The organism is Sphingobium quisquiliarum P25 (assembly GCF_000445065.1).
Taxonomy (GTDB): Bacteria; Pseudomonadota; Alphaproteobacteria; order Sphingomonadales; family Sphingomonadaceae; genus Sphingobium; species Sphingobium quisquiliarum.
In genome coordinates, this window is sequence record NZ_ATHO01000040.1 from 34,128 (window position 1) to 48,102 (window position 13,975).

The window sequence follows — 13,975 nt, forward strand, 5'->3', positions numbered from 1 at the left end:
CCGCGCAAGAAGGGTAGGTTTATGTCTCACACGTTCGACAAGTCGAAACTGCCGAGCCGTCATGTCTCGGTCGGTCCAGAGCGGGCTCCGCATCGCAGCTATTATTATGCGATGGGCCTTACCGAGGAAGAGATTGGCCGCCCCTTCGTAGGCATTGCGTCCGCAGGCAATGACAGCGCGCCGTGCAACACGACGCTGGACATGCAGGCCGACTGGTGCCGCCAGGGCGTGAACGAGGCGGGCGGCATGCCGCGCCGGTTCAACACCATCACGGTGACGGACGGCATCGCCATGGGCCACCAGGGCATGAAAAGCTCGCTCGCCAGCCGCGAAGTGATCGCGGATTCGGTCGAGCTGTCGGTGCGGGGCCATTGCTATGACGCGCTGGTCACCTTTGCCGGGTGCGACAAGTCGCTGCCGGGCATGATGATGGCGATGCTGCGGCTCAATGTGCCGTCGATCTTCGTCTATGGCGGGTCGATCCTGCCGGGCCGGTTCGAAAATCGCGACGTGACCGTTGTCGACGTGTTCGAAGTGGTGGGCAAATATGCGGCGGGGGCCTGTCCGCTCAAGGACGTCATCGCGCTGGAAAAGGTCGCCTGCCCCGGACATGGCGCATGCGGCGGCCAGTACACCGCCAATACCATGGCCTGCGTCGGTGAGGCGATCGGCCTGTCGCTGCCCAACAGCAACATGGCGCCCGCGCCGTACAAGAGCCGGGAAGAAGTCGCTGTTGCCGCGGGGCGCCAGGTGATGGAATTGCTGGCGAAGAACATCCGTCCGCGCGACATCTGCACGCGTGAGGCTTTCGAAAATGCCGCGCGCATCGTTGCAGCGACGGGCGGTTCAACCAATGGCGCGCTGCACCTGCCCGCCATGGCGAACGAGTGCGGCATCGATTTCGACCTGTTCGACGTGGCCGAGATCTTCAAGTCGACGCCCTATATCGCCGACCTCAAGCCCGGTGGCAAATATGTCGCCAAGGACATGCATGACGCAGGCGGCGTCTACATGCTGATGAAGACACTGTTCGACAACGGCCTGCTGCATGGCGACTGCATGACGGTGACGGGCAAGACCATTGCCGAGAATATTGAGGAAGTGACCTGGAATCCCGACCAGAAGGTCATTTACGACGTCAAGTCGCCGATCACCCCGACCGGCGGCGTCGTCGGCCTTAAAGGCACGCTCGCGCCCAATGGCGCGATCGTGAAGGTCGCGGGCATGCACCGGCTCCAGTTCGAAGGGCCAGCGCGGGTCTTCGAATGCGAGGAAGATGCTTTTGCGGCGGTCGAGGCGCGGGATATCGCCGAAGGCTGCGTGATCGTCATCCGCTATGAAGGGCCAAAGGGCGGCCCCGGCATGCGGGAGATGCTGGCGACCACGGCGGCGCTTTACGGGCAGGGCATGGGCGAGAAGGTGGCGTTGATCACTGACGGCCGCTTCTCCGGCGCGACGCGCGGCTTCTGCATCGGCCATGTCGGCCCCGAAGCGGCCGAGGGTGGGCCGATCGCGCTGGTGGAGAATGGCGACATCATCGCGATCGACGCGGAAGCGGGCACGATCGACCTGAAGGTCTCCGAATCGGTGCTGGCGGAACGGCAGAAGAACTGGAGGCCGCGCCAGAATGATTATCAGTCCGGCGCGCTTTGGCGCTATGCGCAGAATGTGGGACCGGCCTACAAGGGAGCGGTAACGCATCCCGGAGCAAAGGCCGAAACCCATGTCTATGCGGATATCTGAGACCTTGGCGGGGGCGGGGCTTCTGTGCCTCGCCCTTGCAGCCTGCGACAGTGGCAGGGACCCCGCATCCGCTCTTCCCGAGACGGCGGCGGTATCGGACGGCACGGGTGGCATGGCCGATTGCGCCATTGGGCCAAGGGCGGCGTGGAGCCGTAGCTGTGCGGTCGAGCGATCCGGCGATCTGCTGACATTGCGCCATCCCGGCGGCGGCTTTCGCCGTTTTCATGTCGTGACGGACGGGCGCGGGCTGGTGGCGGCCGATGGGTCGGAGCAGGCGGCGGTCACCGTGCTGGGCAAGGACCAGATCGAACTCAGCATCGGCGAAGATCGCTATCGTTTGCCCGCGACGATCGCCGCAGCGGCCAAGCCGTGACACCCTGCCCGGTGGTGACGGCGGCGCAGATGCGCCGGGCCGAACAGGCCGCGATCGCCGCTGGCGTGGACGAATACAGGCTGATGGAACGGGCGGGGGCTGCGGCAGCGGAGATCGTCTGGCGTGCGGGCGGCAAGCGTGATCTGCTGGTCCTGTGCGGACCGGGCAATAATGGCGGGGACGGCTTCGTCGCCGCGCGGCTGCTGCGCGCGCGCGGCGTTCCGGTGCGTGTGGCGGCGCTGGGTGAGAGCCGCACCGAATGCAGCCGCACGGCGCGCGCGGCGTGGGATGGTCCTGTCGAACCGCTCGCAACGGCTGCCCCCGCCACGCAGATTGTCGATGCCCTGTTCGGCACGGGCCTGACACGCGGATTGGACAAGGATGTTGCCGACAGACTGGCCGCGCTGACCGGGCAGGCGAGTTTCAGCTATGCGATCGACCTGCCGAGCGGGGTGGAAACGGATAGTGGGGCGCTGCTTTCGCAGGTGCCGCGATTTGGCATTTGCATCGCATTGGGCGCGCTGAAGCCCGCGCATCTCCTCTATCCCGCCGCATCCTGTTTCGACCGGCTGGTCTGTGCCGATATCGGCGTGGACGCGCCCGATAAGGTGCACCGGCTTGCGGCTCCTGTTCTGAGCAGCCCGGTTCCGTCCGCGCATAAATATAGCCGGGGGCTGGTGGCGGTGGCCGGCGGAGACATGGCGGGGGCGAGCAGCCTTGCCAGTCATGCAGCGGCGCGGTCGGGCGCTGGCATGGTGCGTCATATCGGCCTGGGGCAGCCCGGACGCGGTCCCGATGCGCTTGTGGAATTGAAGGGCGAAGCGCCTGATCAACTGGCCGCACTGCTGCGTGACCGGCGTCTGGCGGCGGTGCTTGCGGGGCCGGGACTGGGTAGGGACGACCGGGCACGGGCAAGGCTGGAAGCGGTGCTGGCCTGCGGCCGCCCGCTTGTGCTGGATGCCGATGCGCTGACGCTGCTGGGCGATGGGGGCGATCCTGCCGTGCCTGCGGGTTCGGTCCTGACGCCGCATGAAGGGGAGTTCGTCCGGTTGTTCGGCGATCTGCCCGGCAGCAAGATCGACAGGGCGGCCGAAGCGGCGCGGCGCTGTGGCGCTGTCGTCATCTACAAGGGCGCCGATAGCGTCATTGCCGCGCCTGATGGCCGGGTTGCGATCGCATCCGGGGCGTCCTCCTGGCTCTCCACCGCGGGGACCGGAGACGTGCTGGCGGGCCTCGTGGCGGGGCGGCTGGCCGTGACGGGCGATCCGTTCCGGGCGGCGTGCGAGGCGCTATGGCTGCATGGCGAAGCCGCGCGCCGGGCGGGGCCCGCCTTCATCGCGGACGATTTGATCGCGCGACTGCCAGCCGCTATCGCCTGCCGCTTGTGACGTCCGCTGACAATGACCTGATCGTCCGCATCGCCGCGAAGGGCGATGGCGTGACCGCCGATGGACGGCATGTCGCCCTGGCCGCTCCGGGCGACCGGCTGACGGCTGATGGCGCGCTGCTCCATGGGCCGCATCATGCGGCATCTCCGTGCGTCCACTTCCCGGCCTGTGGCGGGTGCGAGCTACAGCATGTCGATGAGGCTAGCCTGGCCGATTTCGTCAGCGCGCGCGTCGCCGGGGCGCTTGCGGGTCAGGGCGTGGAGGCCGCCGAACTGCTGCCGCCGCATCTGTCTCCACCCCGCACCAGAAGGCGCGCATCGCTGCGTGCGGCGCGGCAGGGGCGGAAAGTCACCATCGGTTTTGCCGAATCGGGCAGCCATGTGCTGATCGACCTTGCCATGTGCGAAGTTCTGGACCCCCGGCTGTTCGCGCTGGTTGCCCCGCTGCGGCCGCTGCTCAACCTGATCCTGCCGGACAGGCGTGCGGCCCATGTCCGCATGTCGCTGACCGATCAGGGCGTCGACCTGCTGCTGGAAGGCGTTCGGGTGGAGGGCCTTGCCGCTGACGAGGCGCTGCTGGAGTTCGCCGCCGCGCATAAGCTCGCGCGGTTGACGATCGATGAGGGCGATGGGCAACAAGCGCGCTGGGAGCCGGAGCCGGTGACGGTCAGCTTCGGCGGCGTTCCTGTTGCTTTCCCGCCATTCGCCTTTCTGCAAGCCACGCCCGATGGCGAAGCGGCTCTGGTGGAGGTAGTGCGGCAGGCCCTACCGCCCCAGGGCGCGATAGCGGATCTGTTCTGCGGGCTTGGCACCTTCGCCCTTGCTTTGGGAGAGGCGCGGCCCGTCTATGCGGCCGAAGCGGCGCGCGATCTGGTGCTGTCGCTCAAGAGCGCCGCGAATCGGGCGCAGCGGCGGATGGCCGTGGATCATCGCGACCTGTTCCGCCGCCCGCTCACGCCGCAGGAACTGAACCGCTTTGCCGCCATCGTGATTGACCCGCCGCGTGCGGGCGCGCGGGAGCAGGTGATGCAACTTGCCGCCTCGTCAGTGCCGGTGATCGCCTATGTCTCGTGCAATCCGGCCAGCTTCGCACGGGACGCCGCGCATCTGATTGCGGGCGGCTATCGGCTGGCGAGCGTCAAGCCGGTGGGGCAGTTCCGCTGGTCGACCCATGTCGAACTGGCGGGCACTTTCCGGCGCTCATGAAAATTGTCCCCCGCCGCTGTTACGGCGAGGGACAGGCATCCTCTCCATGGGGGGAGCTTGAGCTTGATTAGCCCAGCTTGATGACAGTTGCGCGACGGCGTGCGGGAACCGGATCGGCATAGAGGCTGGTCATCGGCTCGTCCTCCACTTCGATGATCGCTTCCGATGTAAAGCCGTTGAAGCCGGTCCGCATCGCCGCGCCATAAGCGCCCAGCATCCCGATTTCGATATAGTCACCCGCCTGCACGTCGCCGGGCAGCATGAACGGGCCGGCCATATGGTCCATGTCGTCGCAGGTGGGGCCGTAGAAGGAGAAGCCGGTCAGTTCCGCCTCGCTCTCTTCCTCGCGCAGCAGCGCCACGGGGAAGCGCCAGCCGATATGCGCCGCGTCGAACAGCGCGCCATAAGCACCGTCGTTGATGTAGAGTTCGGTCCCCCGGCGGCGTTCGACCCGCACGATGACGGAGCTATATTCCGCCGACAGCGCGCGGCCGGGTTCGCACCACAGTTCCGCCGAATAGCTGATCGGCAGGCTTTCGAAGCCGCGATGGATTGCGTCGAAATAGGCTTCCAGCGCGGGCGGCTCCATTCCGGGATAGACCGACGGGAAGCCGCCGCCGACATCGATGATGTCCACCGTCACCGCTGCATCGACGATGGCGGCGCGGACGCGTTCGATGGCGTCGCTATAGGCTTGCGGGCTCATCGCCTGGCTGCCGACATGGAAGCAGATGCCCAGCGCGTCGGCCGCCTGGCGGGTCGCCATCAGCAGTTCGCTGGTTTCACCCAGTTCAACGCCGAACTTCGACGCCAGGCTGAGTTCGGAATGCTCCGAAGAGACGCGCAGGCGGACGCACAGTTCCAGGTCGGCCGCTCCACCGGTGGCGCGCACGATCTTTTCCAGTTCGTCCATGGTGTCGAGCGAAAAGGTGCGCACGCCATGCACATGATAGGCTTCCGCGATCGCTTCCTCGGCCTTGACCGGGTGCATGAAGCACAGCTTCGCATCGGGCAGCGTTTCCGCGACGAGGCGAACCTCCGCGATCGACGCAACGTCATAATGCGTGATTCCGCTATCCCACAGCGTGCGAATAAGATCCGCCGAAGGGTTCGCCTTGACCGCATAGAGCGAGCGGCCCGGAAACTTCTGAGCGAAGAATCGAGCGGCCCGGGCTGCTGCCTGGGGACGAATAAGCGTTACCGGTGCTGCCGGTTTGAGGGCGGTCGCTACCCCCAGCGCGCTATGATGCTTGTGCAACTCAAGGGACCTCCAGTGTAGTCGTGGCAATCAAGCTGCCTTGCGGTGGAAGTCCCATGGGGCAGCGGAAGGGCGATATATGCGTAGGGGTCCCCCCTGTAAAGCGCGCGTGTAAATTTTGTTGCGCGCAAGGGCACAAAGCGTGCGTCAGGAGAGGCGGGACTTGAAGTCCGCGTAGGAAAAGCGGCGGATTTCCTTGAGTTCGTCGGTATCCGAATTCCACAGCCAGATGCCGGGCAGGGGTACGCCGTTGAAAGTGTTGGTCTTCACCATCGAATAATGCGCCTGGTCGAGGAAGGCGATCCGCCGTCCCGGAGTCGCGCCGCCGGGGACTCGATAGTCGCCGATGATGTCCCCGGCGAGGCAGGACGGACCGCCGAGTCGGGTGACGGGGCCGTCCGCCTGCTCATGGAGCATGGCCGGGCGGTAGGGCGCCTCGATCACGTCAGGCATGTGGCAGGTCGCCGAAATGTCGGTGATCGCCACGGCCATGCCGTTGTCGATAACGTCGAGTATCTCTCCGACCAGGATGCCAGCGTCGAGCGCCATCGCTTCGCCCGGTTCGAGATAGAGGGTAAGGCCGGTCCGGGCCCTGACGCGCTTCAGGAAATCAATGAGGTCATCACGCTGGTAATCCGCCCGCGTGACATGATGGCCGCCGCCGAAGTTCAGCCATTTAAGGCCGCTTACATGGGGCATGATGCGCGATTCGATCGCGGCCCAGGTACGTTCGAGCGGAAGGAAACCCTGTTCGCACAAGGAATGCATGTGAAGGCCGGAAACGCCGTCCAGATGTTCGGGCCGCAACTGGTCGATGGGAAAGCCCAGGCGGCTGTGCGGCTGGCAGGGGTCGTATTTCGCGACCTCTCCCTCGGCATGGAGGGGGTTGATGCGCAGGCCGATGTCGAAGTCATGGCCAGCAGCGCGGGCGGCTTCGATCACATCGCTCATGCGCGCGATCTGGCCGGGGCTGTTGAAGATCACATGGTCGGAAATTGTGAGGATTTCGGCGAGGTCGTCCGGTTTGTAGGCGGCGCAATAGGTCGCGACCTCCCCGCCATATTCCTCACGGCCCAGACGCGCTTCGTAGATGCCGGAAGCGCAGACGCCGTCCAGATATTGCGCGACCACGGGGCCAAGGGACCACATGGAAAAAGCCTTGAGCGCGCCCAGCACCTTGATGCCCGCCCGGTCGCGGATGCCGGCCAGGATTGAGAGGTTCCGGCGTATCGCGGCCTCGTCCACCACGAAGGCGGGCGAGGGCACGCGGTGCAGGTCGAAATGCGCGAATGCGGCGGGATCGCCTGCTTTGGTTTCCATAATATCTCCGTCCGGGCCGAGCCCTTCATCGAACGCAAGTGAAATGCCTTAGCCGGGGCTCAGGCTGGCCCTTCGACTTCGCTCAGGGCGAACGGATTTGGCGCAAGCTAGAAATCGAGCGGCTTGTCCAATTCCTTCACCTGCCAGGGCAGGCCATGCTTGTTCAGCATGTCCATGAAGGGATCGGGATCGAACTGTTCGATGTTGAACACGCCTTCGCCCTTCCATGCGCCGGTCAGCATCAGCGCAGCGCCGATCATCGCGGGGACGCCGGTGGTGTAGCTGACCGCCTGGTTGCCGGTTTCGGCATAGGCGTCCTCATGATCGCAGACATTGTAGACATAGACGGTCTTCTGCTGCCCGTCCTTCTGGCCGGTGGCGATGTCGCCGATGTTGGTCTTGCCCTTGGTCGTGGAACCCAGGCTCGACGGTTCAGGAAGGACGGTTTTGAGGAACTGGAGGGGGATAATCTCCTGACCGTTGTATATGACTGGATCGATGCGGGTCATGCCGACATTCTGGAGAACTTCCAGATGCTTGAGATAGGCGTCGCCAAAGGTCATCCAGAAGCGTATGCGTTTGATTTCAGGGTAGAATTTTGCAAGGCTTTCCAGTTCCTCATGATACATGAGGTACATATTCTTCTCGCCCACCTGATCGAAATCGAAGACCTGCTTGTGCTTGAGCGCGGGGCCTTCGACCCACTTGCCGCCTTCCCAGTGGCGCGAAGGCGCGGTGACTTCGCGGATGTTGATTTCCGGGTTGAAGTTGGTGGCGAAATGCTGGCCATGGTCGCCGCCGTTGCAATCGAGAATGTCGAGCGTGTCGATGCGGTCGAGCAGATGCTTCTTGATGTAGCTCGCGAAGACGCTCGTCACGCCTGGGTCGAAGCCGGAGCCCAGCAGCGCCATGATGCCCGCTTGCTTGAAGCGGTCATGATAGGCCCATTGCCAGCTATATTCGAACTTGGCGGTGTCGCGCGGTTCGTAATTGGCGGTGTCGAGATAGTCCGTCTTGGTCGCAAGGCAGGCGTCCATGATCGCCAGGTCCTGATAGGGGAGGGCGAGGTTCACGACCAGCCTGGGCTGGACCTTTTCTATCAGGGCGACGGTTTCTTCGACATTGTCGGCATCGACCTGGGCCACATCGATGGTGACGCCGGTGCGGGCCTTCACCGATTCGGCGACTTTCTCGCAGGAAACGATGCGGCGGCTGGCGAGGGTGATATGGCTGAAAATATCAGGGTTCATCGCCATCTTGTGAACCGCGACAGAACCAACGCCGCCCGCGCCAATGACCAGAACCTTGCTCAATTACCTGCTCCATAGCTGCACCGCGCCGGATGCGCGAAAGCGCCCATATAGGGAGTCAGCGTTACAGCGCAAAGTCAGACATGAGGCGAAGCTGGCCATCCGCCCGCGCCGGGCAAATCAACGCCATCAATCAATCAATCCGCACGCCAGAGGAACCCGGAACGATTCGACAAGCGGCGAATTGAAGCTGTGGAGTGCAGCAAGATGCCAGATATCCATTCTGATCCCGGAAAGGCGGATACCGGCGCAGATCGCAGGCCGCTTGTCGCCGCGGAGTTGTTGCTGACGCTTGTCCGATCCCGCCGCTATCATCTTGAAGAATTGGTGGACGGGGACGGCCCGTTCTGGATTTCGATCGGCTTGTTCATCAATGATGAGTATGGCGTTGAAACCGGCCTTGAACGGGTAATCGACTTTGCCGACGAGTCGATCGAGACAAGCCGGGCGATGCTGAAAATGATGATCGAGCGCGGCTTCGTGCAGCGATATATCACCAGCGCGCAGGAGGAAGCATACCGGCTGACGCCCAACTACTCCATGTCGTTCGGCCGTTTTCTACAGCGCCAGTTCGATCATATGAAATCAGCGTGCGGCGCGATGTGAAGCACAAGAATGGCTGAGCGGTCAGAAGCTCGCGCCGTCTACCCTGTTGATCCTGAGCGCATCGATGTCGATGTCCGGCACGCAGCGCAGGTTGATGGCGCGCATGGGGCCGTTGGGGGATTCTGCCAAAGCAAAGGCCTGAGCGCCGCAGGTGGCGCAGAATTGATGCGTGATCTTGTGCTTGTAGAATTGATAGCTGGTAAGCCCGTCGCCGCCGCTTTCGAGGGTGAACTGATCGGCGGGCACGAAGGTCAGCAGAAAGCCCTTCCGGCGGCAGTGCGAGCAGTTGCAGCTCATCGCCTCGTCCGGCGCGTCACCGGTCACGGTGAAGGTGACAGCGCCGCAATGGCAGCTTCCGGCGTAGGACATTTATAAGCTCCTCTCATATCTGGACGCGAATAGAGAGCCATGGGCCAGCGGCAATCAAGGGAAATGATGCGCCGCGTGGGACCAGAAGGGGGAAATGTCCGGCTTTTCCTTTTTCGCCGGTGCAGCTTAGGGCTTATGCTCCCCCGGAATGGCCGGTTATGGCCAAGGATATACCCCTTGATAGCAGTGCGGCCCTGATCCGCGCCATGATAGCTTCGCCTTCCACAGTGCGAAGGAGGCCGCCTTGTCAGAGGAACCCACTCCCATTTCAGGCGCAGAAGACAGGCGCGATTTCCTGAAGAGTTGCGGGCGTTTTGCCGTCACCCTTCCGCCCGCCGTCACCATATTGCTGTCGATGTCGCTGTCTTCCGAAGCGATCGCCAAGTCCGGCGGTGGTGGCGGCGGGGGCGGTCCGAAGGGTAATAATGGCCTGGGCAACGGCCCTGACCCGCAGCCGCCCGGCAACCCCCGGATCAACGACGGGCCGGGCACCAGCCCCGGCAATCCCGGCAATCGCAAACAGGTTGAGCGCTGAATGACCCCCTGGTTCGACGGCCGGTGCGGATGATGCTGCGTTTGTCCCATGGCACATCCATCGTCTTCATCGACGGCCAGCCGCTCATCTTTTCCTCCGGCAGCCAGTCGCTGCTGGGGATGAACCAGATTGCTGGCTATGTGGGATGCCGGCTGGAGGAAGGCATTCCCTTCGCCCAACTGGCGCAGGAGGTGCTGGAACGCGGCTTTGCCGAACCACGGGCGATGCTGCGCGCGGTACTGGCGAACTGGTCCCTGCGCGGGCTGGTGAATGCGTGCGACCCGCCGCCATCGTCCCGGCCCTTGTCCGTGCAGCGCATCGCTATTGGCGGCGTGCGTTTCGCGCTGCGCCATCACGACCGGGTCCTCGCCGCGCGCGTGGCCCCGCTTTTCACCCATCTGGAAACAGGCGGCGACGCCGCCGCCATCACCTATGACCTGTGGCAGGATGACGGCATGGCCTGCCTCAGCCGCGATGGCGAGCCCGCATCCGTCATGCAAGTGGCGCAGGCCGCGCCCGTCATCAAGGCCAGGATCGCCGATGATATCCTGAAATCCCCGGTCTGGCTGCTGGCGCTTCATGCCGGTTGCCTGCACCGGAACGGCAAGGCCCTGCTGATCCTGGGAGAACCGGGGGCGGGGAAGACGACGCTTACCTCGTGGTTGACGGGGCAGGGTTTCGTTTATGGCGGCGACGACATCACCGTGGCCGGTGACGATGGCAGGGTGACGGGATTGCCCTTCCTGCCATCGGTGAAGTCTGGCGCGTGGAAGCTGCTGGCCCCGGTTTACGAGGATCTGTCGCGCCTGCCGGTGCATGTCCGCCCCGACCGCAGGCGCGTGCGCTTTCCGGCGCCGCGCGAAATGGCTGGCGGCGCGCCTGCCAGGATCGGCTGGATCGTGAAGCTGCGCCGATCCCGCTCCGGTCCCGCGCGGCTTGAGGAGATGCCTTCAGCGGTGGCGCTGAAACATCTTCTGGCCGAAGCGACGTCACGCAGCCGGGGCATGGCCCGTCCGTCGCTCGACGTCATGATAGCGGCCGCCGCCGCAGCACGGTGCTGCGAACTTCATTATACACGGCTTGACGATGCGTCGCGGCTGCTGAAGCTGATGTGCGACGATGAACCGGCTTGATCATCTGCGCGGCCTGCTCGCCTGCCTGAATGGAGAGATGCCGGAAAGCCGGGATTGGACGGGCATCATCCAGATCGCCAATCATGCGCTGTGCACGCCGATGGTGGCGAGCCGGTTGCAGCAGGCCGGAGTTTTTTCCGCGCTGCCCGATGACCTGCAACGCTTCCTGCGGGAAATCCAGTCGCGCAATGCGGAAAGGAACCGGCGGCTTTTCGAGCAACTGGACGAGGCGGCGGCGCATTTGAATGCGATCGGCGTGCAGCCCGCATTGCTCAAGGGAACTGCCTGGCTGGCGAGCGTGGATGCAGCGCAACGCCCGGACCGCCTGATCACCGACCTGGACCTGATGGTTCCGGCGCGCGATTTCGGCCGCGCGGTGGAGCAATTGACCTGCGCGGGCTACAGGCTGGACACGCAGTTGGTGCGCTCCGGCATACCCGTTGTGCTTCTGCGGCCGGAGGATGCGGGAACGGTCGACCTGCACGGCGAATATGGCGGGGCGACGACGCTGCGCTTCTGCCATGATGATGTAGCTGCCGACGGGTCGCTCCGGCATCTGGAGCGCGGCGGCGTGATCCTACCCTCGCCGGTCGCCAGCATGGCCATCCTGCTGCTGCACGATCAGTTGAAGGGCCGGGATTATCTGAGGGGACGGATCGACCTTCGGCACCTGCTGGACATGCAGGCGCTGGCGGCGGGGTTCGGCGATGCCGAATGGGAGCGGCTGGAGCGGCTGTTCGCAACCGGCTACGCACGGGCGGCGGCGCGGACGCAACTGCTGACCGCGCACAGGCTGCTGAAGATGGAAGTGCCCGGTTCTGTTGTCTGCGACAGGCGTGCGAGGCTGCAATATCGGCGGCGGTTGATGCAGATACGCTGGCCCAGGATCGCGCTGCCGCTGACGATGCTGTCGCTGCTCGACCCGCAATATCTTGCCGCCCGCCGGTCCTGGAAACGGGCGGAGGCGGGCCTGCCGTCCGGCGGCGATCGCAAGGCGCGCGCATGGCTCCCCCGGCGGGCGAGCGTCGCGCGGCTGTTGAGCTGGAAGGAAGTGGGGAAGATCTGACCCGGCTGGCCCATCAACTGACGAGCCGTTTCAATCCTTCCACCGTGTCGGCTTCGCTGGCGGGCTTGTCGCGGCGGATGCGCGCGATGCGGGGAAAGCGCATGGCGAGGCCGGACTTGTGCCGCTTGCTGTCGTGGATGCTGTCGAAGGCGACTTCCAGCACCAGCGACTTTTCCACCTCTCGCACGGGGCCGAAGCGGTTGACCGTATTGGTTCGCACGAAGCGGTCGAGCCATTTCAGTTCCTCGTCGGTGAAGCCCGAATAGGCCTTGCCGACCGGCAGCAACTCGCCATCCGGCGTCCAGCAGCCGAAGGTATAGTCCGAATAGAAGGACGAACGCTTGCCGTGGCCGCGCTGGGCATACATCATGACGCAGTCCGCCGTCAGCGGATCACGTTTCCATTTGTACCAGAGCGCCGCCTTGCGCCCGGCCACATAGGGGCTGTCGCGCCGCTTGAGCATCACGCCTTCGATCGCGGCGTCGCGCGCCCCTGCGCGGATGTCGGCGAGGGTTTCGAAATCGGTCGCTTCGATAAGGGCGGAAAGGTCGAAGCGATCGGGGTCTAGCGCTGGGACCAAAGCCTCCAGACGGGGGCGGCGCTGTTCCCATGGCAGGGCGCGCAGGTCTTCATCGGCGTGGAGCAATATGTCGTACAGGCGGACGAAGGCGGGATAGTCGCTCATCATCTTCGCCGTCACCGCCTTTCGTCCCAGCCGCTGCTGAAGCGCGTTGAAGCTGGCCGCTTCCCCGCCCTGGAACTCGCCCCTGACCAGCAGTTCGCCGTCAAGGACCGCGTGGGCGGTGAAGGCCTCTGCGATCTCCGGGAAGCTGCCGGTGATGTCGTCCCCGGCGCGGCTGTAGAGGCGGGTTTCGCGGCCGGTGCCGACGATCTGGACGCGGATGCCGTCCCACTTCCATTCGGCGGCATAGTCGGCCAGGTCGACGCTGTCCGCCTCCAGCGGATGGGCGAGCATGAACGGCCGGAAGAAGGGCGTGCCAGCCGGATCGGGGCGGCCTGACCTGCCCTCGGCCCAATCGAACAGGGCGGCATAGGGCGGCGTCAGGGCGTGCCAGCATTCCTCCACATCGTCGACGTCCAGGTTGAAGGCCTGGGCAAAGCCGGTCTTGGCAAGGCGGGCGGAGATGCCGACGCGCAGGCCGCCGGTGGCGAGCTTCAGCAGGGCGAAGCGGCCGGAGGCGTCGAGATGGTCCATCATCTGAGCGAGCGTCGCCGGGGCGGCCGCCCGGCTGACGCCGTGCAGGCGATCGACGATGGCGGACAGGGTGAGCGATCCGTCATCTATCTCGGCCGGCTGGTCTTCCCGCTTGGGCCAGAGGAGGGCGACGGTTTCGGCAAGGTCGCCGACATAGTCGCGGCTCATTTCGAAGAGGACGGGATCGGTGCGGGCGCGGATCATCTCTCCGATGGCGGAGGCCTTGACCGCCTTGATATCAAGATTGCCGGTGAGCGCGGCAAGCGCCCAGCCGCGATCCGGATCGGGCGCGGACGCCATATAGTTGGCGATAAGGTCGAGCTTTCCGTTGCGGGAACGGGTGTAGACGAGGCCGTCGAGCAGTTGGGAGAATTGCCTCATCTTCCGCCTCCGTTCGTTTCGGGCGAAGTCGAGAAATGCGGAGAGCTGACATATCGTTTCTCGACTTCGCTC

General features: G+C 64.6%; 13 protein-coding genes. 8 read left to right on the forward strand and 5 right to left on the reverse strand.

The window, feature by feature from the left end; genetic code table 11:
- Nucleotides 1-21: 21 nt before the first annotated feature.
- From ilvD to L288_RS26890, 4 genes are read left to right on the forward strand one after another with little or no spacing between them, the layout of a single operon-like run.
- Complete coding sequence (gene ilvD, locus L288_RS26880) at nucleotides 22-1,743, forward strand: dihydroxy-acid dehydratase (protein WP_021237251.1); 1,722 nt, start codon at nucleotides 22-24, stop codon at nucleotides 1,741-1,743.
- The gene (locus L288_RS0121320) at nucleotides 1,724-2,116 is read left to right on the forward strand and encodes a hypothetical protein (protein WP_031304001.1); all 393 of its coding nucleotides are present in this window, start codon (nucleotides 1,724-1,726) and stop codon (nucleotides 2,114-2,116) included. The genes ilvD and L288_RS0121320 overlap by 20 nt, the downstream gene beginning before the upstream one ends.
- 29 nt (nucleotides 2,117-2,145) lie before the next feature.
- A complete protein-coding gene (locus tag L288_RS26885; RefSeq protein WP_021237253.1) occupies nucleotides 2,146-3,504 on the forward strand; it encodes an NAD(P)H-hydrate dehydratase in 1,359 nt (452 codons plus the stop codon).
- Nucleotides 3,501-4,709, forward strand: a complete 1,209-nt coding sequence (locus L288_RS26890) for a class I SAM-dependent RNA methyltransferase (RefSeq protein ID WP_031304003.1) — start codon at nucleotides 3,501-3,503, stop codon at nucleotides 4,707-4,709. The genes L288_RS26885 and L288_RS26890 overlap by 4 nt, the downstream gene beginning before the upstream one ends.
- 67 nt (nucleotides 4,710-4,776) lie before the next feature.
- On the opposite strand, the gene L288_RS26895 is transcribed toward L288_RS26890, so the two are convergent.
- The 3 genes from L288_RS26895 to L288_RS26905 all read right to left on the reverse strand — a co-directional run bounded on the left by L288_RS26895 (nucleotide 4,777) and on the right by L288_RS26905 (nucleotide 8,600).
- A complete protein-coding gene (locus tag L288_RS26895) occupies nucleotides 4,777-5,967 on the reverse strand; it encodes a type III PLP-dependent enzyme (protein ID WP_021237255.1) in 1,191 nt (396 codons plus the stop codon).
- 147 nt (nucleotides 5,968-6,114) lie between these two features.
- A complete protein-coding gene (locus tag L288_RS26900) occupies nucleotides 6,115-7,287 on the reverse strand; it encodes a carboxynorspermidine decarboxylase (RefSeq protein ID WP_021237256.1) in 1,173 nt (390 codons plus the stop codon).
- A 107-nt stretch (nucleotides 7,288-7,394) separates the two neighbouring features.
- Nucleotides 7,395-8,600, reverse strand: a complete 1,206-nt coding sequence (locus L288_RS26905) for a saccharopine dehydrogenase family protein (protein ID WP_021237257.1) — start codon at nucleotides 8,598-8,600, stop codon at nucleotides 7,395-7,397.
- A 204-nt stretch (nucleotides 8,601-8,804) separates the two neighbouring features.
- Between L288_RS26905 and L288_RS26910 the strand changes: the two genes are divergently transcribed.
- Nucleotides 8,805-9,203, forward strand: coding sequence for a hypothetical protein (locus tag L288_RS26910; protein WP_021237258.1), 399 nt, complete (start codon nucleotides 8,805-8,807; stop codon nucleotides 9,201-9,203).
- Between the two features lie 21 nt (nucleotides 9,204-9,224).
- Here L288_RS26910 and L288_RS26915 read toward each other — a convergent pair whose 3' ends face one another.
- Entirely contained in the window at nucleotides 9,225-9,572 is a 348-nt protein-coding gene (locus tag L288_RS26915; RefSeq protein WP_021237259.1) for a GFA family protein, read from the reverse strand.
- A 244-nt stretch (nucleotides 9,573-9,816) separates the two neighbouring features.
- Here L288_RS26915 and L288_RS26920 point away from each other — a divergent pair, with 244 nt between their 5' ends.
- From L288_RS26920 to L288_RS26930, 3 genes are read left to right on the forward strand one after another with little or no spacing between them, the layout of a single operon-like run.
- The gene (locus L288_RS26920; protein WP_021237260.1) at nucleotides 9,817-10,107 is read left to right on the forward strand and encodes a hypothetical protein; all 291 of its coding nucleotides are present in this window, start codon (nucleotides 9,817-9,819) and stop codon (nucleotides 10,105-10,107) included.
- 29 nt (nucleotides 10,108-10,136) lie between these two features.
- Entirely contained in the window at nucleotides 10,137-11,240 is a 1,104-nt protein-coding gene (locus tag L288_RS26925) for a phosphoenolpyruvate carboxykinase (ATP) (protein ID WP_021237261.1), read from the forward strand.
- Nucleotides 11,227-12,306: a nucleotidyltransferase family protein gene (locus tag L288_RS26930; RefSeq protein WP_021237262.1), complete on the forward strand. Its 1,080-nt coding sequence runs from the start codon at nucleotides 11,227-11,229 to the stop codon at nucleotides 12,304-12,306. The genes L288_RS26925 and L288_RS26930 overlap by 14 nt, the downstream gene beginning before the upstream one ends.
- A gap of 13 nt (nucleotides 12,307-12,319) precedes the next feature.
- Here the strand turns inward: L288_RS26930 and L288_RS26935 are convergent, their stop codons facing one another.
- The gene (locus L288_RS26935; protein WP_021237263.1) at nucleotides 12,320-13,903 is read right to left on the reverse strand and encodes a cisplatin damage response ATP-dependent DNA ligase; all 1,584 of its coding nucleotides are present in this window, start codon (nucleotides 13,901-13,903) and stop codon (nucleotides 12,320-12,322) included.
- Nucleotides 13,904-13,975: the final 72 nt, after the last annotated feature.